The sequence below is a fragment of the Candidatus Manganitrophus morganii genome, from assembly GCA_021651055.1.
In the GTDB taxonomy this organism is placed as follows: domain Bacteria; phylum Nitrospirota; class Nitrospiria; order SBBL01; family Manganitrophaceae; genus Manganitrophus; species Manganitrophus morganii.
In genome coordinates, this window is sequence record JAJHOH010000001.1 from 336,873 (window position 1) to 362,485 (window position 25,613).

The window sequence follows — 25,613 nt, forward strand, 5'->3', positions numbered from 1 at the left end:
CCACGCAGGTCTCCCCCTACAATCAATTCAATACCAGATCGGCGATCCGTTTGGGGGTTGCAACCTCGATATCCTCCGGAACCCGTTGTCCCATGGTTAAATACGAAAGCGGCTTTCCTTTTCTTCTCATCGCGGTTAAAAGGGATCCGTAGTTTCGGGTTTCATCCGTTTTGGTAAAGAGAAAATAGCTGATCGGAACGGCGGAGAAACGATCGATGATCTCTTCCAGATCGCGCTCCCGGGTGTTGGAGGAGAGGACTAGATGGGTCTCGACCGGCGCCTCGATCCGGGAGAGGACCGCCAGCGATTCCAGCTGCGAAGCGTTCAGATGGCTTCGCCCGGCGGTGTCGATGAGGATCAGTTCTCCCTCCTGACGGCGGGCCACCGCCTCTTTGAGCCGGTCTTCCGAAACCACGACCGGCGCCCCGATGATTTTTGCATAGATCTTCAGCTGCTCCACCGCGCCGATGCGATACGTATCGAGTGTCGCTAAGGTCACCTTCCCTTTCTTTCGAAAATGATGGGCCGCCAACTTTGCGACGGTGGTGGTCTTTCCGACGCCGGTCGGCCCGATCAATGCGACCACCTTCCCTCCTTGCTTCGGCCGCTCCATCGCCACCGCCGCCTGAGCCATCCCCTTGATCATCTCCTTGAGATAGTTCTCGACAAAATCTTCTTTCCAAAGATCCTCCGGCCCGAGTTTCCGCTTCATGACTTGGAGCAGGTCGGACGCGATTGTTTGATCGACCCCGTTTAAGACCAACCGCCGGTAAATGGCCGTCAGGGTCGGATGAAGATCGTTCGATTGCGGATGGCCGAGTGCGGTGTGCGGAATGGGAAAATGGGATCGGCTTTTCATCGCCGATAGTTCTTCTCTCATCCCTAGGTTCGATTTCCGAAGGGCCTCAATCGACTCTTTGACCGCGCGAAGCTCTTCCAAGACCGATCCGATGGCCGGATCGGCCCCCCCTGTCCGGCCGGCTTCTTCCAAGAGATCACCGAATCCCTTCGATTCGCCCGTGGAAACGTCCCTGCGGGACCTCTCTCCCCTGACCGGATCGGACCGCTCTTCCGTCTCCCTCCGCTCCCGCTGTTGCTGCATCGGGCTCGGCGGATCGACGGCGGCGGTCACCTCGATCATCGGACGGCCGAGGAGCCCGAAGTCCCCCTTCCGAATTTCGCGCGTCGACAAAATAACGGCGTCCGGTCCCATCTCCTTCTTGATCGCTTGGAGCGCCTCCGCAATTTCGAACACCTCATACTTTTTAATCTGCATCGGTCACCTTCACGGTTTCGATCGATTGAATTCGGATCGGAGAGACCACTTCACTGGAGGAAAGGATCACCAAATTCGGAATAAACCGCTCGACCAGCTTGCGCAGGTGCGGCCGGATCATCGGGGAGCAGAGGACAACGGGGGGCGTTCCCTTCATCGAGACCTGCTCGACCGCCTGCCGGATCCGGAGGAGGACCTTCTGCGCCAAGAGAGGATCGAGCGTCAGGACCGATCCCTGAGCGGTTTGCTGGATACTCGACGCAATCCGTTGGTCGAGCAGCGGATCGATCCCGATGACCGGCAGCGTTCGATCGGAGGTCTGGTGCTGCCGGGTGATCGTCCGGCCCAGCGCCTGACGGACCGATTCGGTCAACAGGTCTGGGTCTTTGGTCGTGGGGGCCGTATCGGCCAGCGTCTCCAAGATGGTCCGCAGATCCCGGATCGGCACCCGCTCCCGGAGGAGATTGCTGAGAACTTTGACGACCCCGCCGAGGGGAAGGAGGGTCGGGATCAACTCCTCGACCACCTTCGGCGCTTCTCTCCCGAAGCGCTCGATCAGCTGCTGGACCTCTTGGCGTCCGAGGAGTTCATGCGCATGGCCTCGGAGGATCTCGGTCAGATGGGTCGCGACGATCGACGGCGCATCGACCACCGTATAACCGGCCGTCTGTGCGCGCTCCTTCTCCTTTTCCGTGATCCAGAGCGCCGGCAGGCCGAAGCAAGGCTCTTTGGTTTCGATCCCTCCGATTCCGCGGTCGACCCCGCTCGGGTTCATCGCCAGATAATGGCCCGGCAGCAGATCGCCGCGGGCGACCTCCACCCCTTTGATCAGAATCAGATATTCATTCGGTTTGATCTGAAGATTATCCCGAATATGAATCGGCGGAACGACAAAGCCGAGCTCCAAGGCAAGCTGTTTTCGAATCGCCGTGATCCGCTTCAGCAGTTCCCCCCCCTGCGCCTCGTCGACAAACGAGATCAGCCCGTAGCCGACGTTCAACTCCATCAAGTCGAGCGGAACGATCCACTCCTGTTTTTCGGGGATCATCGGGGCGGCGGTCTCCTTCGCCGCCGGTTTGGCCTCGGCCGCGGCCGCTTCATCCTTCACTTTTTGCGCGGTATAGCCCAAATAACCGATCCCCGCCGCGAGGGTCAGAAAAGCGAGGTGCGGCAGCCCCGGCATCAAACCGAAGAGGAAGATGATCGACGCCGCCCCCATGATCGCACGGGGATGGACCAGGATCTGTCGCGTCACCTCCGCTCCCAGATTCGATTCCGCCGCGGCGCGGCTGACCACGATACCGGCCGAGGTCGAGATGATCAGCGCCGGAATCTGCGTGATCAATCCCTCGCCGATCGTCAGCAAGGTGTAATTTTGCGCCGCCGCCATGAAGCTCATCCCTTGTTGCAGAACCCCGATGATCAATCCGCCGATGATGTTGACGAAGATGATCAAGATGGCGGCGATCGCGTCGCCGCGGACGAATTTGCTCGCCCCGTCCATGGCGCCGTAAAAGTCGGCCTCCTGTGAGACCGCTTTCCGCCGCCGGCGCGCCTCTTTTTCATCGATCAATCCGGCGTTCAGATCGGCGTCGATGCTCATCTGCTTCCCCGGCATCGCATCCAACATGAAGCGCGCGGCGACCTCGGCGATCCGGCCGGCGCCCTTCGTGATGACGACAAAGTTGATGACGACGAGGATGGCGAAGACGACGAGCCCGACGGTATAGTTGCCGCCGACGACGAAGTTTCCGAAGGTCTTGATCACCTGCCCCGCCGCGTCGATCCCTTCGCTTCCGTGGAGGAGGATCAGCCGCGTCGTCGCGATGTTGAGCGCGAGACGGAAGAGGGTCACAAGAAGGAGGACCGAGGGGAAAGCGGAAAACTCCATCGGCCGGAGGGTATACATCGAAACGAAGAGAACGATCAGCGCCACACTCAGATTGAAGGCGAGAAGAAGATCGACGAGCACCCTCGGCAGGGGGAGGATCATCAGCATTAAAATCCCCACCACCCCGAGGCTCAGAACGATGTCCCCGTTCTTCAGCCACGATCCGGCCGGCGCTTCTTGTGTGACGGTTTCTGCCATGTGAAAATCCTAAGTAACGGAAGAAAGTAGAGGGCAGAGGGTAGGGGGAAAAGATGGAAACAAAAATCTTTTTGGCCTTCCCCTACAGCCTATCCCCCCTACACCCTACACCCTCCAGTTTTTTTGCTTCATGCGATAGACATACGCCAAAATTTCCGCGACGGCGCGGTAGAGCTTCGACGGGATCGAATCGCCGATTTTGACCGCCTTGAAGAGGGCGCGGGCGAGCGGTTTGTTCTCGATCACCGGAACCCCGTGTTGACGGGCGATCTCCCGTATCCGCTCCGCGATAAAGCCGGCCCCTTTCGCCACCACCTTCGGTGCCTTCATTTTTCCGTGTTGATACACGAGGGCCACCGCCAGGGTCGTCGGGTTGGTCAGGATCACGTCGGCCTTCGGCACGTCGGCCATCATCCGTTTGCGGGCCATCTCTTTCTGAGCGCTCCGCACACGCGCCCGGATCATCGGATCCCCTTCGCTCTGCCGCATCTCCTCCTTCATCTCCTGTCGCGTCATCCGGAGGCTCCGCTCCAGGTTCCACCACTGAAAGAGATAATCGCCCGCCCCAAGGAAAGCGATCAGAAGACCGGTCGTCATCGCCAATTTAAAAACCATTCGGCCGGCAATCGCCGGCATTTGAGAGATCTCCGCCTGCATCGCGGTGGAGATCGCCGGAAGCGCCTGGCGAATGACGACATACGAAAGCGCGCCGACGGCAATAAACTTGATCAGCGTTTTGATCAACTCCGCGGCCGCCTGGAGGGAAAAGAACTTTGTCGCCCCTTTCAAGGGATTGAGCCGAGACCAGTCGGGGGCCAACGCTTCCGTCGACCAAACCCACCCATGCTGCCCGAAGGAGGCGGCGACCACGATTGCGCCGAGCATTCCCATCACCGGGATGAGAACCCACAACGTTCCTGAAAGATGGGTCATCGCCAAATGATAAAAAGAGCTCTCCGTCATCGGCGTGGCGGAGAGGGCGCTCCAGGTTTGAATCATCATATTCCGCATCTGCGACATCACCATCGGAGCGGTGATGGAAAAACCGAGGACGCCGCCGAGGATCAACGCGGCGGAATGGATCTCCCGGCTTTTGGGGACCTGCCCTTTCTTCCGGGCCTCCTCCCGCCGTTTTGGACTCGCTTTTTCGCTTTTTTCCTGATCGTCCGATGCCATTTATCAACTCAAATGCGTGAGAAGTGAGGAGTAGACGTCTTCACTCCTTACGGATTTTTCATTTCCAACAAAAGCCCCCCGATCGTTCCTTCCAGGCCGGCCATCTGGTTCTGCAGCAGCGCGACGTAGAGAGAGAGGGTCGCTCCCATGATCAGAAGACCGAGGCTGATCGTGATCGGGTAACTCATCAGCCACACATTCATCTGTGGAACGACGCGCGAGATGATTCCCAGCGCGACGTTCGCCAGCAAAAGGGCGATGGTGACCGGAATCGCAATCCGCATTCCCATGACAAAAAGCTGGCCGGCCGCTTGAACGAGTTGCCCGATCGGCGCTCCCCCGGGATTGAAGGTCATCGGAGGAAGAATGGTGAAGCTTTGAACCAGCGCCCGAAGGACCAGATGGTCCGCATGGATCCCGAAGAAAACGAGGACCGCCAAAAGGGTATAAAACTGTTCGATCAATGGAACCGGTTGGCTGGAGCTCGGATCAATGACATTGGCGATGCCGAACCCCATCTGAAGGCCCGCGAGCTCTCCGCCGAGTTCCACCGCGGCAAAAATGAGACGGGACCCGAGCCCGATGACCCACCCGATCATCATCTCTCCCGCCAGACCGACGACCCAGGCGGAGACCGTCGGCGGGGCCGGCTGAATCGGGATGATCGGCACGAGGATGAGCGAGACCGCCAGCGCCAACGACACCTTGATCAATCCGGGGATACTGCGCCCGCTCATGATCGGGAGCACGGCGAGAAAGCTCGCCACCCGAAAGAGAATCAGCACAAAAGCGGTCTCGTACCGGAAAAGAGGCTGCACCCACTCCATCACGCTCTCCTAATGGACGTAATTCGGAAGATTGATCAGCAGACGGCTCGTAAACTCGATGAGCAGCGAGAGCATCCAGGGAAAGAAGATCAACAGAGCGAGCGCCACCGCCAGGATCTTCGGCAGAAACGTCAAGGTCGCTTCGTTGATTTGGGTGACCGCCTGAAAGAGGCTCACGAGCAATCCCGCCGCCAAGCTGAAAAGAAGCGCCGGGGCCGACAATAGCAGCGCCGTTTCGATGGTCCGCTGACCCATCTCAACCACAAACTCCATCGTCATTGGAAAATCCTTTTGTAGGGGCGTGATTCATCACGCCCTGATTTACCACCCCTGATTTGCCGCAGCATACAAGGGCGCAATGAATTGCGCCCCTACATCCACCTCACGCAAAGCTCTTGACCAGAGACCCCACGACGAGAAACCACCCGTCGGCCAAAACAAAAAGAATCAGCTTGAACGGAAGGGAGACCATAACGGGGGGAAGCATCATCATCCCCATCGACATCAAAATGCTCGCCACGACGATATCGATGATGAGAAAGGGCAAGAAGATCAGGAAACCGATCTGAAAAGCGGTCCGGAGCTCGCTGATCATGAAGGCCGGAATCACCACATGAATCGGGAGCTCGGAGGGGGTATTCGGCGCCGGCAACTTCGCCATCTCGACGAAAAGGGCGAGGTCTTTCTCACGAACCTGCTTGAGCATAAAACCCCGCGCCGAGTCGGCCGCCCGCTCGAGCGCCTCCGATTGCGACGCCTTTTGCTCCAGGTAGGGTTGAAGCGCCTCCGCATTGACTTTTTGCCAGACCGGCGACATCACAAAGAGCGTTAAAAAAAGGGCCAAGCTGATGAGGACCTGGTTGGGAGGGCTTTGTTGCGTTCCCAATGCATGCCGCAAAAAGGAGAGGACGACCACGATCCGCGTAAACGAGGTGACCATCATGATCAGGGCCGGGGCCAGAGAGAGGACCGTCAGGAGGAGGAGAATCTGAACGACCACCGACATCTGCTGGGGTGTGCCGTCTCCCAGGTTGATCGTCAAGGAGGGAGCTCCGTTGGGGGTCTCCGCCGCTGAAACCGGCGCCATAACACAGATCAAAAAGAGGGCGCATACAATCCCGGCGCGGAGGAGAAGCCGATGCGTCATGTTCGCGGCCCCGCGCTTGTTTCGATCGGCGCCGACGGAAGGGGCGGCTCCTCCAGCCGGGTGAGAAGGGAGATCTGTGTCGGCGTGATGCCGACGACCAGATATTCTTTTCCGACCTCGATCACCGCAATCTCTTTCTTCGGGCCGAGATAGGTCGTCGCCAAGACCTGGATGAGGGGCTGCGAACGCCAGCGTCCCAATTTGGAGCCGAGGAACCGTTTGGCGGCATAGGCCGTCAGGGCCATGATTCCGAGAACAAAAAGAAGCGATGCGCCGACTTTGATGAGGTTCCAAAAGGGGTCCACGGGGTCATCCTTTGCTGAGTTGTTTGATCCGTTCCGCCGCGCTGACGATATCGGTGAGGCGAATCCCGAATTTTTCGTTCACGACGACGACCTCGCCTCGGGCCACCAACTTATCGCCGATAAATACCTCCAGCGGCTCGCCCGACAGCTTTTCCAGTTCGACCACCGATCCTTGGCCGAGTTGGAGGAGATCCCGGATGAGAATTTTTGCGTTCCCCAGCTCGACGCGAATTTCCAGGGGAATATCGAGGATAAAATCGAGATTGCCCACCGGCGCGCCGGTTTTTTTCTGCTCCAGCGGCGCAAACGAAGGGGGTTTCGCTTCCGCGCCCGCAGGCTTCTTGGCCGCCCCCGCCGCCGGTGCGGCGGCCGGCTTCTGCGCCCCGCCCCCCGGTCCGGCCTTGGGATCCTCATCTGCCATGTTGCGCTTCCCTCCGATCGTAAATCAGCGAGGTGATCTGAAACGCGGGCTTCCCCCGGTGGAGACCGGGATGGCCTCGAAATTTCGGTCTTCCCTCCACCTTCATCTCCAGATCTTCATCCACCCCCTTTTCGAGAATAATGATATCCCCCACCGCCAGCTGGGTGATCTCCTCTACCGTCAGAACCGCCCCCCCCAACTCGGCTGTGACCGAAACCCGGCAGTCGGCCATCTCCGCCCTTAAACGCGCGGCCCATTCGGGATCAACCTCTCGGGCGGTTCCGGTGAAACCGCCGACCAATTTTTCAAAGACCGGTTCAAGAGAGGTAAATGGAATCGCAAGGATAATCTCCCGTTTCTGATCCTCAATCTCAAGCTTGAACGAAATCTTGACGACCTGCTCGCCGGGGCTCATGACGTTGGCAAACTGCGGATTGGTCTCGGACCGGACCAAAGAAGGTTTGAAAGGATAAAGCGGCGTCCATGCTTTCTGAAATTCTTCAAGAACCATCACAACGAACCGGCGGATCACCCGTTGCTCGATCGGCGTAAACTCCGTGACGGCGATTTTGCCCGGACCTTGGCCGTTTCCGCCGAAGAGGAGCTCAAGAAGCGTATAGAGAAGCTCCGGCTTCACCACGATCAAGGCCTGTCCTTTGAGCGGATCCATTTTAATCAGGTTCAGGCTGATCGGCGCGGGAGCGTCTTTCATGAGCTCCTTAAAAGGAAGGACCTGGATCGGCATCGGCTGAATCTTGATCTCTTTACGCACGACCGAGGAGAGGGTGGCCTTGAAAAATCGCGCGAACCGCTCATGAGCAAACTCGAAACCCGAAATTCCTCCGTGAGGAATGGGATCGCGGCTGGTGAAATCATACGGCCGGACCCCTTGAGACGGCGCCGGCGCAGGTTGCGTGCTGACCTTTCCGTCGGAAACGCCTTTGAGAAGGGCATCCACCTCTTCTTGAGATAATATTTTCTCCGCCATCATCGATTCACGATGTCGGCCCTGCAATCGACCGGTTCATCGCAACTCCTATTGCGCCACAAAATCGGTAAAATACGCCGCCTTCACCGCTCCCTTTTTTAAGATCGTATTTAACCTTTGGAGAATCTCATCGCGGAGCTCCATTTTTCCCTCAACGGTTCGGATACTCGCATACTCTTTGCTGCTGAAAAGAATCAGCAGCGAATCGCGGATTTGAGGCATCCGATTTGTCACCTCCTCGGTATATTCCTCCTTCGCCAGCTCCAACTTGATCGTCAGCTTAAGGTACCGGATCTCCGGGGTATCGGCCAGATTGACGACGAAGGGATCCAAATCGAAAATGACCCCCCCCTTCTCCTCCGTCTTCTTGCCGCCGGCCGCCTCCTTCCCGCCGCTACTCTCCGTTTTAGGAGGGGTCGCTTCTTCGGCGGCGACAGCCGCAACCGTCTCCTCGGAGGGTTTCTTCATCATGAAAAAAACGCCTCCTCCCGCCGCGAGGAGAATCACCGCGCCGACGATGATGAACAACATTTTCTTCGATTTTGCTGGAGGTTTCGCATCCTTTTTATCGGCTTTGTCGGCCTCCCCTTTTTTTTCTTCCTCCGCCACGGATCCACTCCCTCATGGGATTAAGTTCATTCGGTATGCATAGCAATGTCCATGCCAGCGATAAAATGCCTGGAAGCGCGACCCGGAGGCCGGAATCGCCACCTTTTGATGATTAAAATTGGTTTAGCGAAGAGAAGATGCGATGAAAATCAAAAGAGGTGTCAAACAAGGGGGGAGGAGCGTCATTGCTTTGACGGAGGCGCCGGGGCGGGATAACCGCCCCGGCGCCCGGGACTTATCGCGTCAAATTCACCAGCTCCTGGAGGATCTCGTCGGTAATGGAGATCACGCGGGAATTGGCTTGGAATCCGCGCTGATATTCGATCATCTTCACGAACTGCCCCGCCAGATCGACGCTCGACAACTCCAGCGAGCTCGCCAGAATCCTTCCCATTCCGGCCGAATCGGGCGAGCCGAAAATCGGTTGTCCCGAATCGGAAGAGACGGCATAAAGATTATTTCCGAGCTTGACCAAGCCCTGGGGATTGTTAAATCGCCCGAGCGTGACCCCCCCGAGGGTCCGGCTCTTCCCGTTGGTGAAGAGCCCGGTGATCAGCCCCTCATTGTTGACGGAGACCCGCTGAAGCGATCCGGAGGCATAGCCATCTTGCAATTGGTTGAGAACCCCCGAGTTCGATCCGAATTGGGTGAGCCCATTCAAACCGGTTCCGCCGTCCGTGGTAATGCTCTCCCCGAAACCAAAGTCGATGATCTGATTCTGCGTCGCCCCGCCGGAAAAGTCGAAGCCGCCGGTCGGATAGGTAATGACGCTCTCCGTATCGAGCTCTCCGGCGGTGGTGAAGGTCAACGTTCCCTGCGCCTGGATCTCCGTGACGCCGCTGGTCGCGTCCGCCCCCTCGACAACCGCGAACCACTGCCAGGTGTTTCCGCCTGGGGCCGTCGCGCTCTTTCTAAAGAAAACCGAGACGAGGTGGCTGTTTCCGAGGGAGTCGAACATCGACAAACTGGTCGAGAAATTCGAGGTCCCCGTCGGATCGGTCACATCAAAAGCGGCTGGAATGGTCGCCCTGGAATCGATATTCGCCACCACATCCATCCGGGTGGTCGCCTGCGGCGGAAAAGAAGTGGACGCCACATTGAGATTGCCGATCTGTCCGGTCAGAGCGCCGGTCGGGTCGGCTTGATAGCCTTGAAGCAACAGGCCTTCCGGATTGGCGATGAGTCCGTCCTGGTCCACACTGAAAAGGCCGGCGCGGGTATACGACTCCGTTCCCTCCGGCGTTCTCAAGAGAAAAAACCCGTCTCCCTCGAGCGCCATGTCGAGTCCGTTTCCGGTTGTCTCGAACGATCCTTGGGTGAATTGCGTCCGGATGCCGCTGACGAAAACGCCATGCCCGATTTGATTGCCGGCGGAGCCTTCCCCGATAATATCGGAAAACGCCACGCTGCTGTCCTTAAAACCGATGGTTGCCATGTTCGCGATATTGTTGCTGATAACGGAAAGCCCGTTACCGAATGCGTTGATCCCGCTGACACTTGAAAAAAGCGAAGTTAAAATCGCCATCTGATCTTCCCTCCCTGTTTATCTTATTGATGGATCCGCAATACGCCCGATGCCGGAACCCGTGCGCCGTTGACCATGAGATAAGCGATGCTGTTCTCAAAGGTCACGCCGGTCACCCGTCCTTGCGTGTAGGTTTGCGCCCGAACAGGCGCCCCGGTGACATCCACCGCGGAAACGTCATAGGTGTACGTCCCCTCCGGCAAGTTGTTTCCATGTTCATCCAAGCCGTTCCAGGTCACATTCCGCATTCCCGCCGGCTGGACTCCTGCGCGAATGTTCCGAACGACATTCCCCGTCTCATCCGAGATTTGAATCATCACCTCCCTGGCGTCCCCTTCCAATTGATAGTTCAATGTCGCGGGGACATCCTCCCGCAGAGGAAAGCTCCTCCCCTCGACCTGAACGTCTTTTCCGATCAAGCCGGCCGCGTTGTAATTGTTCATGGAGGCCATGTATTGCGTGAGCGTTCCCAAGGTTTTGTCCATATTCACCGACTTTTCCACCTGAGTGAATTGAGCCAGCTGCGTAACAAACTGCATGCTGTCCATCGGTTGGAGCGGGTCCTGGTATTGTAATTGGACCGATAGTAAATTCAAAAAAGTATCTGCGCCTAATTGACCGATTGCATCCATCTATCGTCTCCTCCACAAAAATGCGATTTGACTCCGGCGAGAAGATCGGTGCCCGCCTTATACGTAAATACTAATCGCGCTCCAAGCCCCCTCCTTCATCCACCGCTGCTCGGGAGAAATCTCCCCCTCTTCAGCCGGCAGCAGAGAGGATTGCGAAACGTAATAGGGAGCGTCCGTTCCCTGTTTTCGCAGGTGATCTTCCCAGCCGAGGGCGGCCTGGCCGGGATCGCCGATGCTGACCGAGAACCGATCGATTTTCATCCCCTGTTCGGCCAGCGTTCCCCTCAGCAATTCCTGATTCCCCTCCAGGAGTTCCTTCACGAAAGGATGTTTTGTCACGATCTCGGCGACGATCCCCTCTTGATGCATTGAGATATCGATTTGAAGCTCACCGAGCCTCTCCGGTTCCAATTGAAGGCGGAAGGAAGGTTCGTTCTTAAAGTGGGATAAGCTCCACTTTTCGGATATTTGATGGAGAAGGTGTCTCTCCTCAGGCATTCCGGACAAGGTATCGCCCGTTATATTTGACTGAATTGGATTGGACGATCCTATCTCCCTCTTCATGAAGTCATCTTTTAGGCGGGAGGGACCGATATCGGATGCGCTCATTCCAGCCGTTTCATTGGCAACCATCTCCATCGGGTTTGGCCGTTCCGATCCAGTTCTCCCCCCGGCTTCTTCAGAGTTATTTTGATCGCCACCGGCGAGGACAGAAAGAACGGATTTCTCTTTTTCGATCCCACCGATTGCTTCGGTCTCGAAAAAGCTTGTCTCACTGGATTCATTTCCCTTGGGTCGTACGTTGGAAGAAGCGATTCGATCTGGATTCTCTCCCGCTTTTTGATGAAGACCCTTTTCCGGCAAGGTCATCGGACGGAGCGGATCATGGGAAGCGATCGGCTCCGTTCCTTTAACCGGCTCCGTTCCTTTAAAAGGTCCTGTCCCCTGAAGTTCTTTCTCTCCTTGCGGAGCGGGCTCCCCTGTTAAGCCTCCCTGTTCGGGAAATATTCCGACCTCCGTTTCCAGATCTGTGGAAACGATCGGGCCGGGTGTAGCCGCTTCTGCAATCGGCAGATCTGGTTTCGAAAACAAACGGACCTGTGGGCCGTTTCCCCGTGTCTGTTCCGGTCCATCCGGTTGTGCCTCTCTCCCCGGAGAAGCGAGCGGAAGGGATGAAGATCCTTCCGGCGGAGGACCCTGTACAAGTCCAACTTGTAACGGAGTCAGCCCGGCAGGAGGATTGAGCGTCGAATCGATCGGAGAGGCCCCCCCTTCGGTTCCTTCCTCTCCCTCATCGAGAACGCCGATACGGACAATCTGGTTCCCGTCCAGCAAGGAGCGTCCGAGAAATGCCAATAAGGGATGGCCCTCCTCCGTCAAGGAAGCGAGAAGACCTTCCGCATTGGGGGTCCCGACGGCCCTCGTTTCGGCCGCAAGCCCATTCAGGACCTTCAGGAATCCTTCCGGGCTCTCTCCTTGTTTCGAAGCGAGCTTTTCGCCCTGAGATCCCGCGGCGGGTGCGAGGCCGTTGATCGATTGCAGATCGAGTAGATCACTCATCGCTTGTTTTCCGGTTGAACGTTGGGGCTGCCGTTTGTCATCGGGTTCGGATAGAGCAAGATGCGTACCAGCATGATTTCCGGAATTTTGTACCGTTTTCACCGAAACGCCGCCTCTTTTTCCGGACCTCTTTGCCTACCGGTGGGAATTTTCTGCCGGGAAGGGTCGGCGAGAAATCATCAGTCAAATCGTTGACAGATGGAAAAAGTCTGTTATGCTCTGACTATCCCCTTCTCGGAATATTCCATTTTAGAAATAACGTGATCGGAGAACGCTATGAGCGGTGACCGGATTCTTGTTGTCGAAGACGATCCTTCCGTCCGGACGGTGTTGTCAGAACTTTTGGAGCGAACGGGATATCGGGTTGAAACCGCCGCGGACGGCGCCGAAGCGCTCGCCTTGGCAAAGAATATCTCTTTCCAACTCCACCTGATCGATTACGAGCTCCCGGGCATGAACGGGATCGACCTCATGAGGGAGATCAAACGGGTCCACTCGCATGCGGTTTGCATCCTCCTTACCGGCTTTGGGACCATTGAGCTTTCGGTGAAGGCGATGAAGTCGGGCGCATTCGACTTTGTTTCAAAACCGTTTCAGGTCGACGTCGTCCTGGGTCTCTTGAAAAACGCATTGGAATATCATCGTCTCAAACATGAGAACCTCTTATTGCAAAAAATGGTTCGCGAAAAATATCAATTTGAAAATATGGTCGGACAAAGCCCCCTCATGCAAGGGGTTTACGAATTGATCGAGCGTGTGGCCGACAGCGACAGCACCATCCTTATCCAAGGTGAAAGCGGAACGGGGAAAGAGGTCGTCGCAAAAACGATTCATTTTAACAGCCCGCGACGAGACAAGCCGTTGATTCCGGTGAACTGCGGCGCCATTCCGGAAGCGCTTCTGGAAAGCGAGCTCTTCGGTCATGAAAAGGGGGCTTTCACCGGCGCCGTCACCTCCCGGATCGGCCGATTCGAGCTGGCCCACGGGGGAACCCTCTTTCTGGACGAGATCAGCGAGCTCCCGCTCCCCTTGCAGGTAAAACTGCTCCGCGTGTTGCAGGAACGCTCCTTCGAACGGGTCGGCGGAAACAAAACGATCCACGTCGACGTCCGCATCATCGCCGCCACCAATCAAGACCTCGAACAGGCCGTTGATGAAAAGCGCTTCCGGAAAGATCTCTTCTACCGGCTGAACGTCATTCCGATGATGATCCCTCCTCTTCGCGAGAGGAAGGAGGATGTTCCCCTGCTGATCGACCACTTCATCAGCCGCTTTAACGAGAAAAAGCAGCGTAAGATCCAGGGCGTCGTGCCCGATGCGGAGAAGCTCCTATTGGAATATCCCTGGCCGGGAAACATTCGGGAGCTTGAGAATCTCATCGAGCGGCTGGTGACCCTGAAACAGGAGGGGTTCATCCAGCCGTCGGATCTGCCCGACAAGCTCACCAAATCTCACGAGCGTCGGCTCCTCTTTCAATTCGAGCTTCCCGAAGAAGGGGCCAATTTTTCAGAACTGGTCTCCGAATTTGAAAACCAGCTCCTACAGCAAGCACTGTCGAAGGCCAATGGCGTCAAGAATCGCGCCGCCCAGCTTTTGAAGATGAACCGGACCACCCTCGTCGAAAAACTCAAGCGGCGCTGGGCACATCCCACTCCCTCTCCCGCCGATACCGGAGCAAACCGGGAACCGCTTCCCGCCGCGAATACGGACTGACCGGCGGGGGCCGAATCGTTTCTTCTCGACGATATTCTTGACTCTTCCTGTCAACCTGTTGACGGCCCTTTCCTCTCCCTCTCTTTCATTCACCTTCATTCACCTTTTTCCATCCCCTTTAAAACCATTTCATCCCTTCACCCATCGCTTGATCGGACCCAAGATTCTCCGGCTGGATCGGCACCCTTCTTGCTTATACCGGATTGGGGTCAAACCATTCATTACTATTGGATTGCAATGAAACGCGTGGTTTTCATCATACTCCTGTTGAACTCGATCGTTTTAGCGCCGGACATCCGGGCGGAGGACCGGGACCTTCCCCTCTTCCCGGAAAACCATTCGGCCGAAGGCGCCGATCCCTTTAAAGCGATTTTGCAAGCATATCAAGAGGGTCAATTTGCCCTCGCCCTTTCGGAAACAGATCGCCTCTTGCAGCAGGTCCCAAAAGGACCTCTCTCCGAAACGGCTTCTTTTCTCCGTGGAGATCTCCATTTGAAATGGGCCGAGACGGGAGGGGCTCACCATCTCGATGATGCGCTGGCCGCCTTTAAAGAGGCGCAGCTGATGCACCCTGACTCGGAAAATGCCGTCCGCAGCTTCTGGAGAATGGGTCAAGTCTATGAAAAAATTGGGTTCTATTATGAAGCAATCGGGAGCTTCAAGAGGATCCTCCTTCGGCATCCGAACAGCCGCTTCGCCCTGCTCGCCCGGATCGGAATCGCCGAAACCTACCGAGGGTGGAAAAAATGGAAGGAAGCGGCCGACGCATACGAACAGATCGACCTCCGTTCCCTCTCGCAAGAAGATCAAGTCTCGGTCCTGCTCGGTCATGCCGACAGTCTTTATCAGCAAGCCGACTTCAAAATCGCCTACCAGAAATATGAACGCGGAGACGCCTTATCGAGCCATCCGGGAAGAGCGATCTCACCGATCGTCTTGTTCCAACATGCCGAATCGGCTTATCGCACCGGCCACATGGGTCAAGCACGAAATCTCTTCACCAATCTCTTTAACATCTTTCCAACCCATTCCCTCGCTTCGATTGCCCTGGCAAGGACGGGAGACACCTGGCGGCGGGAAGGAAAGGTTGACGAAGCAGGCTTCATCTACGCACAAATACAATCCGCGCCGGCCGCCGATCCAAACAGCGGCCTCGAAAAAATAATGGCATCGATCGGTCAGCTCGCGATGCAGGAGTGCGCCGCCGCCGAACAAAAACGCCCTTCCCATTGTCAGGAGGAGAATCGCGAAGAAATTCGCCGGGCATTGGGGTTGATGGAAAACCAAGTGAAAACCGTGTTGCAGGCCGCGCCGCTCGACGGTTTCGCTCAAGAGGTGCTTCTGGAGGGGATCGAGCAATTTCGAATTTACGGCTCGCACTCCGTCGCGCTGGAGCTGCAAAGCCGTTTTCTCACCCTTCTCCCCTCCTCCTTGTTCCGGCTCCGTCTGGTCGCTATCCATCGCAAAACGATCGGCGAGGAGGTCGGCCGGCTTGCAAAGGAAGAAGATCATCTGAAGATCGTCGCCCTCTTTCACGCCCTCTCCTCCAATTTCACCCCGCCGATGCTGACCGGTCCGACCGGTCTTCAGGTCGGGAAAAGCCATGCCCGCCTCGGTCTTCATACACAAGCGATCGATCTCTATGCGCCGATTTCGGCAAGCCTATCGAGCCGATTCGCGGAGGAGGCCCTTTTCCTTCTCGGAAAAAGCTTGCTGGAAAAGGGAGAGTACCCCCAAGCGGAGCATAAAATGAATACCTTTCTCAAACGTTATCCGAAGAGCCGGCATCTTTCCGCTCTTCTCATCGATCTTGGAGCGGCCCTCGATCATCAAGGAAAACATCCTCGCGCGATTAAGATCTATGCCGAATGGCTTCTCAAAAATCCCAAACATGCAGACCAAGAGAAGGTTTCCCTCCTTCTCGCCAAGGCCTTCCGGAAGAAGGGTGATTATCGGAAAGAGGCCGCGATTTACCTAAAGTGGATCGATCACCGCCCGGAGAACGCGGTCGAGCTCTCATTCCCATTGGGGGACGCCTACTACCGGCTGCGGGAATATCAAAAGGCGATTCAAGCGTATCAAACGGCGCTGAAAGAAAAATCTGAAACCCCGCAGGGGGATTGGATTCACCTACAAATAGGGAAGAGTTACGCCGCCCTCGGCCAAAAAAACCGCGGACGCTCCCTTTTCGATCAGCTTGCCCGGAACGCGAAAGATCCGTTGGTCCGCCAGATGGCCGCGGAGGCCATGGCCACGTTAAACTTGAGGTCCGCCATCGATGGCAATCGAAGAAAAAAAGGCTGAGCTTCTTCGGGAAGCGTTCAGTCGCTTTAATGAAACTTCCCTCGACCTGGAGAAATACTACCGTCTCCTTCAAGAACAGGTCGCACAACTCAAATCCGAGCTGGAGGCGAAGAATCGCGCGCTGGAGGAAAGCCTCCAGCAGAGGGAGGCGCTTCGGGAGCAGGCGGAGCGAAATCATCGCCTGGCCGCTGTCGGTGAAATGTCGGCCCGGATGGCGCATGAGTTGAGAAACCCCCTCGGCAGCATCGAGCTCTTCTCCTCTCTTTTGAAGAAAAGGGTGGCCGATCCCTCTTTGCGGCAATACGCCGATCACATCTCCGCCGCCGTCGGCGCGATGGATTATGCCCTCTCGAATCTTCTTCTCTTTACCCGAACACCGGCCCCTTTCTTCCGCAAGACCGACCTGCGGAGAATGATCGAAGAGGCACGGCTCTTTGCCCTTCCGCTGATCCGGCAAAATCGGATCGGCTGGATCGAATCGATCGAGACTCTTTCCGATCCGGTCCGGTGCGATGAAGATCTCCTGCGACAGATCCTCCTGAACCTGATCTTGAACGCGGTCGAAGCGATGCCGCAGGGAGGCGAACTCCGCGTCACGGTCGCTCCTCAGGAAAGAGATGGACCGTCCGGCTCCGATCGAGGCGCCGTCATGCCGAACGATGGGGTGAAGATCACGATCAGCGATACGGGAGACGGGATTCCGCCGGAAATTCTCCCCAAGATCTTCGATCCCTTTTTTACCACCAAGTCGAGAGGAACCGGTCTCGGACTGGCGATCGTTCATCACGCCGTGACCGCCTTGGGGGGAACGATTCAGGTTCAAAGCGAGATCAATCGAGGATCGACCTTTACGTTGACCCTCCCGCCCCGACTTGATCTGACGGAGCCGATTGAATGATATATCCCTCCCCTTCCAGACCAATCCTGGTTGTCGATGACGACCCCGCCATGAGACTGGCCCTCTCGGAAAGCCTTCGGCAGTCGGGGCATCCGGTGGTGATTGCTTCGAACGGAGAAGAAGCGTTGCGTCACTGCCGGGAACAGGCGATCGGTTTGATGATGACCGATATCCGGATGCCCGGGATGAGCGGAATGGACCTTTTTCAGGAAGCGAAGAAGCTGATACCTTCCCTCCCCATCATCATCATGTCGGCATTTGGAACGATTCAAGCCGCCGTCGAGGCGATGAAGTCGGGAGCGTTCGACTATCTTGTGAAGCCCTTTTCCCAAGAAGCGCTGGAGATGGTTATTCAGAGGGCGCTCTGCTCGCAGGAGCTCCCCGCCGCCAAACCGCCCCCTCTCCCGACCGCTCCCGCCGGACGGGCTTTACTGACTCAGGACCCGGGAATGTTGCGCCTGCTCAAAACGGCCGAAGTGGTCGCCGCAAGCCAAACCTCGATCCTTATCGAAGGGGAAAGCGGAACGGGGAAAGAGCTCCTGGCCCGCTTTATTCACGAACAGAGCCCGCGCGCCCATCGCCCCTTTATCGCGATCAACTGCGCCGCGGTGCCGGAGGCGTTGCTGGAAAGCGAGCTCTTCGGCTACGAAAAGGGGGCCTTCACCGGGGCCGCCGCAAGAAAGCCGGGCCGGTTCGAGCTCGCTCACACCGGAACCCTCCTTCTCGATGAAGTGAGCGAAATGCACCTGTCGCTCCAGGCCAAGCTGCTCCGGGTTCTGCAAGAGCGCGAAGTCGATCTTCTCGGGGGGAAGGGGCCGATCTCGCTCGACATCCGGGTCATCGCCACAACCAATCGTCCGTTGTGGGAAGAGGTCAACGCCGGACGTTTCCGCGAAGACCTCTACTATCGCCTCAATGTCTTTCCGTTGCGCCTCCCTCCCCTCCGCCATCGCGTGGTTGATATTCCCCTGCTCGCCGATCACTTCATCAAAAAGGGATCGGCCAAAAATCAAAAGTCGGTCCTCTCTGTCTCGCCGGAGGCGCTCTCTCACTTAATGGGCCGGGAATGGCGTGGAAATATCCGTGAATTCGCGAATGTTATCGAGCGGGCGGTCCTCCTCTGCGACCGGGGGGTCATCACCCCCGATCATCTCCTCTTCGAAGCGTCTTCTGAGGCAAAGGCAGCCCCCCCGCCCCCGCGATCGACCACTGTTTGGGAAGCCGAGCGGGAGCTGATTTTGGAGACGCTCGAACGGGTCGGGGGAAACCGGACCCATGCCGCCCGGCACCTGGGGATCAGCATTCGAACCCTTCGGAACAAACTAAGAGAGTACCGGACCGCCGGATCAACAGACCCGCAACAGACCGCCGCCCCTGGGCGCGCGGATGAAGGAGGCACCTTATGATCTCGAGCTTGTTTAGCAAAACCATCGGCCTGCTGGGGCAGGCCCTCGATCTGCGGAGTGAACGGCATCGGGTGATCACAGCCAATATCGCAAATCAGGATACCCCCGGCTACAAAGCGATGGAGGTGAATTTCAAGGAGGCGCTCGGTTCCGCCTCGGGATCTCTTCCGCTATCGCTCGATCGGACCGACGCGGCGCATCTTTCTTCAGGCGGAAGCGTGTCGGCTTCTTCTCATGCGGCCGTCTCCCCCGGCGCTTCTCAGCGGCTCGACGGGAACACTGTCAACGGGGAGCAGGAGATGGCCAAACTCGCCGAAAATACCCTCTTCTATACGGCGACGACGCAGATATTAAGCGGAAAACTCAGAGGCATTCGAAACGCAATCAGAGAAGGGAGATAATCGATGGACATTGAACAGGCATTCGCCATTTCGGCTTCGGCCCTCGATGCACAACGGGCGAGATTAAACGTCATTTCCAGCAATCTCGCGAATGTGGAATCGACAAAAACAGCGGAGGGGGGACCCTATCGAAGAAAAGATGTCGTCTTCTCCGCCGCGCCGGCCGGAAGCTCTTTTGAAGAGGCCCTTCGATCGAATCTGGAAGGAAGCCAACCGGGGGTGTCGGTCACGCAGGTGATCCAAGATGACCGCCCCTTTAAGCGGCTCTACGAACCGCAACATCCCGACGCCGACCCGGACGGCTTCGTCCTCTATCCGAATATCAATGCGATGGAGGAGATGGTCAATATGATCTCGGCCCTCCGCTCTTACGAGGCAAACGTCACCGCGCTGAACGCGACAAAAAGCATGGCGATGAAAGCATTGGAAATCGGAAGATAGCGAGGAGAAAACAATGGCGATACAACCGATCGGACCCAATCAAATTCATCCGACGCCTGCAGCGGGGGGTTCTGAAAAAACCGACGCTTCATTCGTAGACACGCTGAAGGAGTCGATTCGCCAGGTGAATGATGCCCAGCTGCAAGCCGATCAGGCGATCACCGATCTGACGACCGGCAAGCAGCAAGACCTTCATCAGACGATGATCGCCATCGAAAAGGCAAGCCTCTCATTTGAATTGATGATGCAGGTCCGGAACAAGATCGTCTCGGCCTATGAAGAAATCTCCCGAATGCAAATCTAAGAGGTAAACCATGGCGGATATGTTTCAGCAGTTCAACGAACAGATGACCACCACCCCGCTGGCCAGAAAGATCGCCCTCTTGCTGGTTCTGGCGGCGACGGTTGCAGGCGGGGTCGTCCTCTGGCTTTGGGTGCAAAAACCGGAGTTTCAAATCCTCTATACCAACCTCTCTTCGGAGGACGCCGCTTCCGTGGTGGCCAAGCTGAAGGAAGGGCGCATCCCCTATGAGCTTTCGGCCGACAGCACCGCCGTGTCGGTTCCGACGGAGCGGGTCCATGAGCTTCGCCTTCAAATGGCGGGCCAGGGACTTCCGCAGGGAGGAGGGGTCGGGTTTGAGATCTTCGACCGGAACAGCTTCGGGACAACCGAATTCGTTCAAAAGCTGAACTATCGGAGGGCGCTTCAGGGAGAACTGAGCCGAACCATCGGCCAGCTCGCCGAGGTGAGCAAAGCGCGGGTTCATCTCGTCGTTCCGGAGCGAACCCTCTTCTCCGAACGGAAAGAGCCGTCGCGCGCCTCGGTCGTCATCACCCTTCGCGCCGGAAAACGGCTTTCCGAAGGGCAGGTTCAGGGGATCATCCACCTCGTTTCGAGCAGTGTGGAGGGATTGAGCCCTCAAACCGTTACGGTGGTCGACAGTCACGGCCAGATCCTCTCGAGACCGGGCGACGGATCGTCCCCCGTCCAGATGACCTCCGCTCAGCTCGATTACCAGAAGCATCTTGAAAAAGAAATCGAAGGGAAAATTCAGAGCATGCTTGAGACGGTCGTCGGGACCGGGAAGGCGGTGGTGCGGGTGACCAGTCTTCTGGACCTTCGCCAGGTCGAACACACTGAAGAAAAATTCGACCCCGATACACAGGTGGTGCGAAGCGAACAGCGCGCGCAGGAAGAGTTGAGCGGGAGCTCCGCCTCCGCCGGTTCGTCCGGCGTCCCCGGTGTTTTGTCCAACGTTCCTCCCGGGACGCAGGCGGGGTCCCCGGCCGGGGCCACCAGCACCAATAACTCGCAAAAGAAGAATGAAGTGATCAACTACGAAATCAGCAAAACGGTCAGCCGGATCATCGAGCCGTTCGGAACAATCCAAAAGCTCTCGGTCGCGGCATTGGTCGACGGCACCTATGAAGCCGCCGAGGGCGACACCCCCCGGAAGTATCTCCCGAGGAACGCGGAAGAGATGGCCAAGCTGGAGGAGCTGGTCAAAAAAGCAATGGGCTTCTCCGCGGAGCGGCAGGATCAGGTCGAGGTGGTCAATGTTCCTTTTGAATCCAACGCCCTCCTGGATGAAGAAACCGCCGCCGAGGAGCCGGCCGGAAACGCGTTCGCCCAGTGGCTTCCCTTCGTCCGCTACGGGATCGGCGTGGTCGTCGGGTTGATCGGCTTTATTTTTGTGGTTCGCCCCGTCCTCAAGGCGCTCCTCGCACCATCGCCGACGCCGGTCGCTTACCCTCCCGTCCGGGGACAGATGTCAGCTCCCTTCGGAGAACTGCCAGGTGCGCCCGGGGCGGAGCAGATGGTTCAGATGGCGAGACAAAATCCTCAGGCTGCAACGAAGGTGGTCAAGCAATGGCTCAAAGAGAAATAATGCGATTGTCGGCCTCTTCTTTGAACAGCGTCGGATGAGGGAATGATGCGGAAGTTGACCGGCGCCGATAAAACCGCGATTCTCCTGATGACCCTGGGGGAGGACCTTGCCTCGGAGGTCTTGAAGCATCTCGATCCGAAAGAGATCCGGAAGATCAGCGGGACCATTGCGAAACTCTCCGACATCTCCCAGGAGGAGGTCGATTCGGTCTTGGGTGAATTTGCAGAACAGGCGGGGGCGGGGGGGGGCCCGAAGCTGGGGGGAAGAGATTATCTGCAACGGGTCTTGACGCGAGCACTGGGCCAAGAAAAGGCGGCCAAGGTGATGGAAGGCTTCCCCGCCGCCGAAGAGGCCGGGCTGGAGGAATTGAAGTGGACCGAGCCGAAGGCATTGGCCGACCTCCTTCTCGCCGAGCACCCGCAGACGGTGGCCCTCATCCTCACCCACCTCGATTCCACCCAAGGAAGCCAAATCCTCAGCCAATTCCCGGAAGCGCTTCGCGCCGACATCGTCCTCCGGATGGCGACGCTGGAAGAGATCCCGCAGGGAATCATGAAGGAAATTACGGAAGCCCTTCAGGGGGAATTGAAACTGGTCAGCGCCCCTCCCGGAAAGAAGATCTCGGGGGTGAAGCTGGTCGCCGATCTCTTGAATCAGGTCGATCAAGCCACCGAGCAAGCGATTTTGGCCTCGATCTCCCAAAACAACCCGGAGCTGGCCGAAAAAATAAACCAATTGATGTTTACTTTCGACGACCTGATTCAGCTCGACGACCGGGGCATCCAAGAGATGCTCAAAGAGGTCAACAAGGATTCTCTCGCCGTTGCATTGAAGGCGGTCAAAGAAGAGGTCAAGCAGAAGATCTTCCGGAACATGTCCGAGCGGGCGGTGTCGCTCCTCACCGAAGATATGGAAGTGCGCGGACCGGTCAAGGTCAGCGAAGTGGAAAAGACGCAGCAGGCGATCCTCAAGATTGTCCGGCGGTTGATCGACGAAGGGAAAATCGCACTCGGAGGAAAGGGAGATGGAGACGCACTTGTCTAAAGTGGTCCGTTCCGGAGAGACGAATGAAAAGGGAGTGTCGGCTTATACATTGCGGGAGGTCTCCCCTGCGCTGTCGCACCCTTCATCCTCCCTCCCCGACCAAATCGGGGGAAGACTCTCGGCGATCGAACGCGACGCTTATGAGCGTGGATTCGCATCGGGGGAGCGGGCCGGAAAGGAGTTGGGTCTCAAACAGGTCGAGGCCTCGCACCAACTCGTCACACGCCTGATCGAAGCGCTCCAGAAGGTCAAGCCGACTCTTTTAGAAAGCGCCGAAAAGGAGATCCTCCAGATCGCCGTCGCCGTCGCCCGCCGCATTCTCCGGCAGGAATTCGGCCACAATCCGGAGCATCTTCTTGGGGCGATTCGCGCCGTTCTCCAAAAGATGGGTCAGATCGAATCGTTGGTGATCCGTCTCCATCCGCACGATCTGGAACGCCTCCGGAAGGAGCGGAATAAAGTGGTAGAATTGATCGGAAACGTGCAGTGGTTCCGGCTGGAGCCCGATGCAAGCCTTCTCCAGGGAGAGTGCCTCGTGGAGAGCAATGATCAGATCGTCGATCTGAGGATCGACAGCCAACTCTCGGTGATTGAAGAAGAACTTCTAAAAACAGACAACTCGAAATGAAACCGGCGACGGCAAAATACCTCGACCAGCTCCAAGGAATCGATCCGGCCCCTCCCTATGGACGGGTTTCTCAGGCGATCGGTCTGGTTCTCGAAGGGCATGCCTCGATCTCCGCCATCGGCGAAGTGTGCGAGATCTCCTCCCTCGGGATCGGAACACGTCTCCTGGCGGAGGTGGTCGGCTTTCGCGAGAACAAGGTTTTATTGATGCCCCTCGGAGAGCTCGCCGGGATCGGTCCGGGAAGCTCCATCGTCAGCCGCGGGCATCAAGCGACCGCGGCGGTCGGGGAAAGTCTGTTGGGAAGGGTCATCGATGGTCTCGGAAACCCGATCGACGGAAAGGGTCCTTTGAAGGAGACCGAAACACACCCGCTTTACCTCTCCCCGCCCAACCCCCTCGAACGGCAACGGATTACCCGCCCGCTGGACCTCGGAATCCGAGCCATCAACGGACTGCTTACCTGCGGGAGCGGGCAGCGGATGGGGATCTTCGCCGGCAGCGGCGTCGGAAAGAGTGTCCTGATGGGAATGATCGCCCGATTCACCGCCGCCGACGTGAACGTCATTGCATTGATCGGCGAGCGCAGCCGAGAGGTCAAAGAGTTCATCGAGAAAGACCTTGGAGAAGAGGGGCTTCGGCGTTCGGTCGTTGTGGTTGCCACCTCCGACCAACCCCCGCTTGTCCGCCGCCGGGGGGCGTTCCTCTCCATGACGATCGCCGAATATTTTCGAAACCGGGGGGGTCAGGTTCTCCTGATGATGGATTCGCTCACCCGCCTCGCCCACGCGCAGCGGGAAATCGGTCTCGCGATCGGGGAGCCGCCGACGACGAAGGGGTATACCCCCTCCGTTTTCGCCCTTCTCCCGAAATTTCTTGAACGGGCCGGCACCGGCACCGGCACCGGAACAATCACCGGTCTCTTCACCGTCCTGGTCGAAGGGGACGACCTGAACGATCCGATCCCCGACGCCGTCCGCGCGATTCTGGACGGGCACATCGTTCTCTCGCGTGAACTGGCGGCGCAAAACCAATACCCGGCGATCGATCTTCTCAACAGCACCAGCCGCGTGATGATCGATTTGATCAATCCGGATCATCTGGAGCTGGCGCGGAGTTTCTCCGATCTGATGGCGAATTACAAAAAGGTAGAAGATCTCATCAACATCGGCGCCTATAAACCGGGAAGCAATCCGAAAGTCGATCAGGCGCTGGCCCGATGGGATCGGATCCAGGCGTATCTTCGTCAACAAATCAATGAAAAGGTCGATTTCCAGGAAAGCCTTCAGGCGCTGCGGAAAGTCGTCAGAGAGTGAAGGAAGAAGTGAGAAGGGTCGCCCCCGTCACGTTACTTAAAGAGGAGCCATGCCCCGATACCAGTCAAAATTAGACGCCGTTCTTCGACAGCGGAAGCGTCGCGAGGGAGAGGTTCAAGAAGAGTTCATTGAAATGAAACACGACCTCGACACGGCGCAAGATCAGCTCCATCGCCTTCACAGGGAATTGGAATCGGCTCTGAAAGATCTGGCAGAGCAGCAGGTAAAGGGGATCGCTCCCGGCGAGCTCGATCTTTATTATCGCCTCATCAAGCATCAGCACGATCGGCTGGAAGAGCGGCGGAAAGCCCTCCAGCATCTCGCCGATCGATGCGAGAAAAAACGGGAGGACCTGCTTGAAGCAACCCGCGAGAAAAAAGTGGTGGAAAAAATAGAGGAAAAAAGAAAAGATCTCTATTTAAAAGAGCTCGAGAAAAAAGAAAGGAATCTTCTCGATGAATTGGCCGGGCGGCCGAAGCGGGAGTCGCCATGATCTCTCTGCAAAAGGCCCTCCTGCTCGCTTTCTTCTTCTTTTCAGCGATCTCTCCCCTCTATGCCCAAACAGAGCCGGTGAAGGCGGGGGAGATGATCACCGACACCCCCCCTCCCTCCCCTCTCCCCGATTTGTCCGCCCCCGCCGCGATGATCCAGGCGATCGAGCAGAGAAAAAACGAGCTCGAAAAAAGATCTCAAGAGCTCGATCAAAAAGAAGAACGGCTTCGGCTGATGGAGCAAGAGGTCGGTCAGATGCTGAAAAAATACTCCGAAATCCGAGAGGCATTGGAAGAAAAAGAGAAGAAACGGAAGCTGACCGAAGATGAACAGCTCGGACGGCTCGCAAAGATGTATGCGGTGATGCCGCCGGAAGAGGCGGCCGCGCGGATCGAAAAAATGGATGAATCGCTTGCGCTGAATCTTTTGGGGAAAATTAAGGAAAAGAGCGCCGCTCAAATCTTGACCAACTTAAGCCCGGTCAAGGCGGCCAAGCTGACGGAAAAACTGGCAAGGCCCCGCCGATAAT

General features: G+C 57.2%; 26 protein-coding genes. 13 read left to right on the plus strand and 13 right to left on the minus strand.

From position 1 onward, the window contains the following. Nucleotides 1-22: 22 nt before the first annotated feature. The 13 genes from flhF to MCM46_01570 form a co-directional block, all read right to left on the minus strand. Complete coding sequence (flhF, locus tag MCM46_01510; GenBank protein ID MCG3110474.1) at nt 23-1,276, minus strand: flagellar biosynthesis protein FlhF; 1,254 nt, start codon at nt 1,274-1,276, stop codon at nt 23-25. Beyond that, nucleotides 1,266-3,365 (minus strand): flagellar biosynthesis protein FlhA, encoded by a 2,100-nt coding sequence (flhA, locus tag MCM46_01515; GenBank protein ID MCG3110475.1) that lies wholly within the window; start codon nt 3,363-3,365, stop codon nt 1,266-1,268. The genes flhF and flhA overlap by 11 nt, the downstream gene beginning before the upstream one ends. A gap of 105 nt (nt 3,366-3,470) precedes the next feature. Then, entirely contained in the window at nt 3,471-4,541 is a 1,071-nt protein-coding gene (gene flhB / locus MCM46_01520; GenBank protein MCG3110476.1) for a flagellar biosynthesis protein FlhB, read from the minus strand. A 47-nt stretch (nt 4,542-4,588) separates the two neighbouring features. Beyond that, a complete protein-coding gene (fliR, locus tag MCM46_01525) occupies nt 4,589-5,368 on the minus strand; it encodes a flagellar biosynthetic protein FliR (GenBank protein MCG3110477.1) in 780 nt (259 codons plus the stop codon). Between the two features lie 9 nt (nt 5,369-5,377). Then, nucleotides 5,378-5,647, minus strand: coding sequence for a flagellar biosynthesis protein FliQ (gene fliQ / locus MCM46_01530; protein ID MCG3110478.1), 270 nt, complete (start codon nt 5,645-5,647; stop codon nt 5,378-5,380). Between the two features lie 103 nt (nt 5,648-5,750). After that, nucleotides 5,751-6,515, minus strand: a complete 765-nt coding sequence (gene fliP, locus MCM46_01535; protein MCG3110479.1) for a flagellar type III secretion system pore protein FliP — start codon at nt 6,513-6,515, stop codon at nt 5,751-5,753. Further along, nucleotides 6,512-6,820: a flagellar biosynthetic protein FliO gene (gene fliO / locus MCM46_01540; GenBank protein MCG3110480.1), complete on the minus strand. Its 309-nt coding sequence runs from the start codon at nt 6,818-6,820 to the stop codon at nt 6,512-6,514. The genes fliP and fliO overlap by 4 nt, the downstream gene beginning before the upstream one ends. 4 nt (nt 6,821-6,824) lie before the next feature. Beyond that, nucleotides 6,825-7,241 (minus strand): flagellar motor switch protein FliN, encoded by a 417-nt coding sequence (fliN, locus tag MCM46_01545; protein ID MCG3110481.1) that lies wholly within the window; start codon nt 7,239-7,241, stop codon nt 6,825-6,827. Further along, nucleotides 7,231-8,256 carry a flagellar motor switch protein FliM gene (gene fliM, locus MCM46_01550; protein MCG3110482.1) on the minus strand — a complete coding sequence of 342 codons (1,026 nt, stop codon included), beginning with the start codon at nt 8,254-8,256 and terminating at the stop codon, nt 7,231-7,233. Before fliM ends, fliN begins: the two co-directional genes overlap by 11 nt. A 21-nt stretch (nt 8,257-8,277) precedes the next feature. After that, a complete protein-coding gene (locus MCM46_01555; GenBank protein MCG3110483.1) occupies nt 8,278-8,838 on the minus strand; it encodes a flagellar basal body-associated FliL family protein in 561 nt (186 codons plus the stop codon). 235 nt (nt 8,839-9,073) lie between these two features. Continuing rightward, on the minus strand, nt 9,074-10,363 hold the full coding sequence (locus tag MCM46_01560) for a flagellar hook protein FlgE (protein ID MCG3110484.1): 1,290 nt from the start codon (nt 10,361-10,363) through the stop codon (nt 9,074-9,076). 23 nt (nt 10,364-10,386) lie between these two features. Beyond that, nucleotides 10,387-10,995 carry a hypothetical protein gene (locus MCM46_01565; GenBank protein ID MCG3110485.1) on the minus strand — a complete coding sequence of 203 codons (609 nt, stop codon included), beginning with the start codon at nt 10,993-10,995 and terminating at the stop codon, nt 10,387-10,389. A 57-nt stretch (nt 10,996-11,052) separates the two neighbouring features. Beyond that, complete coding sequence (locus tag MCM46_01570) at nt 11,053-12,555, minus strand: flagellar hook-length control protein FliK (GenBank protein MCG3110486.1); 1,503 nt, start codon at nt 12,553-12,555, stop codon at nt 11,053-11,055. Nucleotides 12,556-12,831: 276 nt separating this feature from the next. Here MCM46_01570 and MCM46_01575 point away from each other — a divergent pair, with 276 nt between their 5' ends. The 13 genes from MCM46_01575 (at nt 12,832) to MCM46_01635 (ending at nt 25,612) form a co-directional block, all read left to right on the plus strand. Then, nucleotides 12,832-14,268, plus strand: a complete 1,437-nt coding sequence (locus tag MCM46_01575) for a sigma-54 dependent transcriptional regulator (protein ID MCG3110487.1) — start codon at nt 12,832-12,834, stop codon at nt 14,266-14,268. 237 nt (nt 14,269-14,505) lie between these two features. Further along, a complete protein-coding gene (locus MCM46_01580; GenBank protein ID MCG3110488.1) occupies nt 14,506-16,572 on the plus strand; it encodes a tetratricopeptide repeat protein in 2,067 nt (688 codons plus the stop codon). Continuing rightward, complete coding sequence (locus MCM46_01585; GenBank protein MCG3110489.1) at nt 16,547-17,470, plus strand: ATP-binding protein; 924 nt, start codon at nt 16,547-16,549, stop codon at nt 17,468-17,470. The genes MCM46_01580 and MCM46_01585 overlap by 26 nt, the downstream gene beginning before the upstream one ends. Next, nucleotides 17,467-18,876, plus strand: coding sequence for a sigma-54 dependent transcriptional regulator (locus tag MCM46_01590; protein MCG3110490.1), 1,410 nt, complete (start codon nt 17,467-17,469; stop codon nt 18,874-18,876). The genes MCM46_01585 and MCM46_01590 overlap by 4 nt, the downstream gene beginning before the upstream one ends. After that, a complete protein-coding gene (flgB, locus tag MCM46_01595) occupies nt 18,873-19,277 on the plus strand; it encodes a flagellar basal body rod protein FlgB (GenBank protein MCG3110491.1) in 405 nt (134 codons plus the stop codon). The genes MCM46_01590 and flgB overlap by 4 nt, the downstream gene beginning before the upstream one ends. Before the next feature lie 3 nt (nt 19,278-19,280). Then, nucleotides 19,281-19,718: a flagellar basal body rod protein FlgC gene (gene flgC / locus MCM46_01600; GenBank protein MCG3110492.1), complete on the plus strand. Its 438-nt coding sequence runs from the start codon at nt 19,281-19,283 to the stop codon at nt 19,716-19,718. A gap of 13 nt (nt 19,719-19,731) precedes the next feature. Next, nucleotides 19,732-20,022: a flagellar hook-basal body complex protein FliE gene (fliE, locus tag MCM46_01605; GenBank protein MCG3110493.1), complete on the plus strand. Its 291-nt coding sequence runs from the start codon at nt 19,732-19,734 to the stop codon at nt 20,020-20,022. A 10-nt stretch (nt 20,023-20,032) separates the two neighbouring features. Then, the gene (gene fliF, locus MCM46_01610) at nt 20,033-21,607 is read left to right on the plus strand and encodes a flagellar M-ring protein FliF (protein MCG3110494.1); all 1,575 of its coding nucleotides are present in this window, start codon (nt 20,033-20,035) and stop codon (nt 21,605-21,607) included. A gap of 42 nt (nt 21,608-21,649) precedes the next feature. After that, nucleotides 21,650-22,651: a flagellar motor switch protein FliG gene (gene fliG / locus MCM46_01615; protein MCG3110495.1), complete on the plus strand. Its 1,002-nt coding sequence runs from the start codon at nt 21,650-21,652 to the stop codon at nt 22,649-22,651. After that, a complete protein-coding gene (locus MCM46_01620; GenBank protein MCG3110496.1) occupies nt 22,632-23,279 on the plus strand; it encodes a hypothetical protein in 648 nt (215 codons plus the stop codon). The genes fliG and MCM46_01620 overlap by 20 nt, the downstream gene beginning before the upstream one ends. Further along, nucleotides 23,276-24,592, plus strand: a complete 1,317-nt coding sequence (locus tag MCM46_01625) for a FliI/YscN family ATPase (protein MCG3110497.1) — start codon at nt 23,276-23,278, stop codon at nt 24,590-24,592. Before MCM46_01620 ends, MCM46_01625 begins: the two co-directional genes overlap by 4 nt. Nucleotides 24,593-24,641: 49 nt before the next feature. Continuing rightward, a complete protein-coding gene (gene fliJ / locus MCM46_01630) occupies nt 24,642-25,085 on the plus strand; it encodes a flagellar export protein FliJ (protein MCG3110498.1) in 444 nt (147 codons plus the stop codon). After that, complete coding sequence (locus tag MCM46_01635) at nt 25,082-25,612, plus strand: hypothetical protein (GenBank protein MCG3110499.1); 531 nt, start codon at nt 25,082-25,084, stop codon at nt 25,610-25,612. Before fliJ ends, MCM46_01635 begins: the two co-directional genes overlap by 4 nt. Nucleotide 25,613: the final 1 nt, after the last annotated feature.

What these genes read in the sequence shown, in the direction of transcription:
- fliE (MCG3110493.1), top strand. Translation starts at nt 19,732, where the DNA reads ATGGCGATACAACCGATCGGACCCAATCAAATTCATCCGACGCCTGCA.
- MCM46_01625 (MCG3110497.1), top strand. Translation starts at nt 23,276, where the DNA reads ATGAAACCGGCGACGGCAAAATACCTCGACCAGCTCCAAGGAATCGAT.
- flgB (MCG3110491.1), top strand. Translation starts at nt 18,873, where the DNA reads ATGATCTCGAGCTTGTTTAGCAAAACCATCGGCCTGCTGGGGCAGGCC.
- fliG (MCG3110495.1), top strand. Translation starts at nt 21,650, where the DNA reads ATGATGCGGAAGTTGACCGGCGCCGATAAAACCGCGATTCTCCTGATG.
- MCM46_01580 (MCG3110488.1), top strand. Translation starts at nt 14,506, where the DNA reads ATGAAACGCGTGGTTTTCATCATACTCCTGTTGAACTCGATCGTTTTA.
- MCM46_01620 (MCG3110496.1), top strand. Translation starts at nt 22,632, where the DNA reads ATGGAGACGCACTTGTCTAAAGTGGTCCGTTCCGGAGAGACGAATGAA.
- fliP (MCG3110479.1), bottom strand. Translation starts at nt 6,515, where the DNA reads ATGACGCATCGGCTTCTCCTCCGCGCCGGGATTGTATGCGCCCTCTTT.
- MCM46_01565 (MCG3110485.1), bottom strand. Translation starts at nt 10,995, where the DNA reads ATGGATGCAATCGGTCAATTAGGCGCAGATACTTTTTTGAATTTACTA.
- flhB (MCG3110476.1), bottom strand. Translation starts at nt 4,541, where the DNA reads ATGGCATCGGACGATCAGGAAAAAAGCGAAAAAGCGAGTCCAAAACGG.
- MCM46_01560 (MCG3110484.1), bottom strand. Translation starts at nt 10,363, where the DNA reads ATGGCGATTTTAACTTCGCTTTTTTCAAGTGTCAGCGGGATCAACGCA.
- MCM46_01585 (MCG3110489.1), top strand. Translation starts at nt 16,547, where the DNA reads ATGGCAATCGAAGAAAAAAAGGCTGAGCTTCTTCGGGAAGCGTTCAGT.
- MCM46_01590 (MCG3110490.1), top strand. Translation starts at nt 17,467, where the DNA reads ATGATATATCCCTCCCCTTCCAGACCAATCCTGGTTGTCGATGACGAC.
- fliJ (MCG3110498.1), top strand. Translation starts at nt 24,642, where the DNA reads ATGCCCCGATACCAGTCAAAATTAGACGCCGTTCTTCGACAGCGGAAG.
- MCM46_01635 (MCG3110499.1), top strand. Translation starts at nt 25,082, where the DNA reads ATGATCTCTCTGCAAAAGGCCCTCCTGCTCGCTTTCTTCTTCTTTTCA.
- MCM46_01570 (MCG3110486.1), bottom strand. Translation starts at nt 12,555, where the DNA reads ATGAGTGATCTACTCGATCTGCAATCGATCAACGGCCTCGCACCCGCC.
- fliN (MCG3110481.1), bottom strand. Translation starts at nt 7,241, where the DNA reads ATGGCAGATGAGGATCCCAAGGCCGGACCGGGGGGCGGGGCGCAGAAG.
- fliQ (MCG3110478.1), bottom strand. Translation starts at nt 5,647, where the DNA reads ATGACGATGGAGTTTGTGGTTGAGATGGGTCAGCGGACCATCGAAACG.
- fliR (MCG3110477.1), bottom strand. Translation starts at nt 5,368, where the DNA reads ATGGAGTGGGTGCAGCCTCTTTTCCGGTACGAGACCGCTTTTGTGCTG.
- flhA (MCG3110475.1), bottom strand. Translation starts at nt 3,365, where the DNA reads ATGGCAGAAACCGTCACACAAGAAGCGCCGGCCGGATCGTGGCTGAAG.
- MCM46_01575 (MCG3110487.1), top strand. Translation starts at nt 12,832, where the DNA reads ATGAGCGGTGACCGGATTCTTGTTGTCGAAGACGATCCTTCCGTCCGG.
- fliF (MCG3110494.1), top strand. Translation starts at nt 20,033, where the DNA reads ATGGCGGATATGTTTCAGCAGTTCAACGAACAGATGACCACCACCCCG.
- flhF (MCG3110474.1), bottom strand. Translation starts at nt 1,276, where the DNA reads ATGCAGATTAAAAAGTATGAGGTGTTCGAAATTGCGGAGGCGCTCCAA.
- flgC (MCG3110492.1), top strand. Translation starts at nt 19,281, where the DNA reads ATGGACATTGAACAGGCATTCGCCATTTCGGCTTCGGCCCTCGATGCA.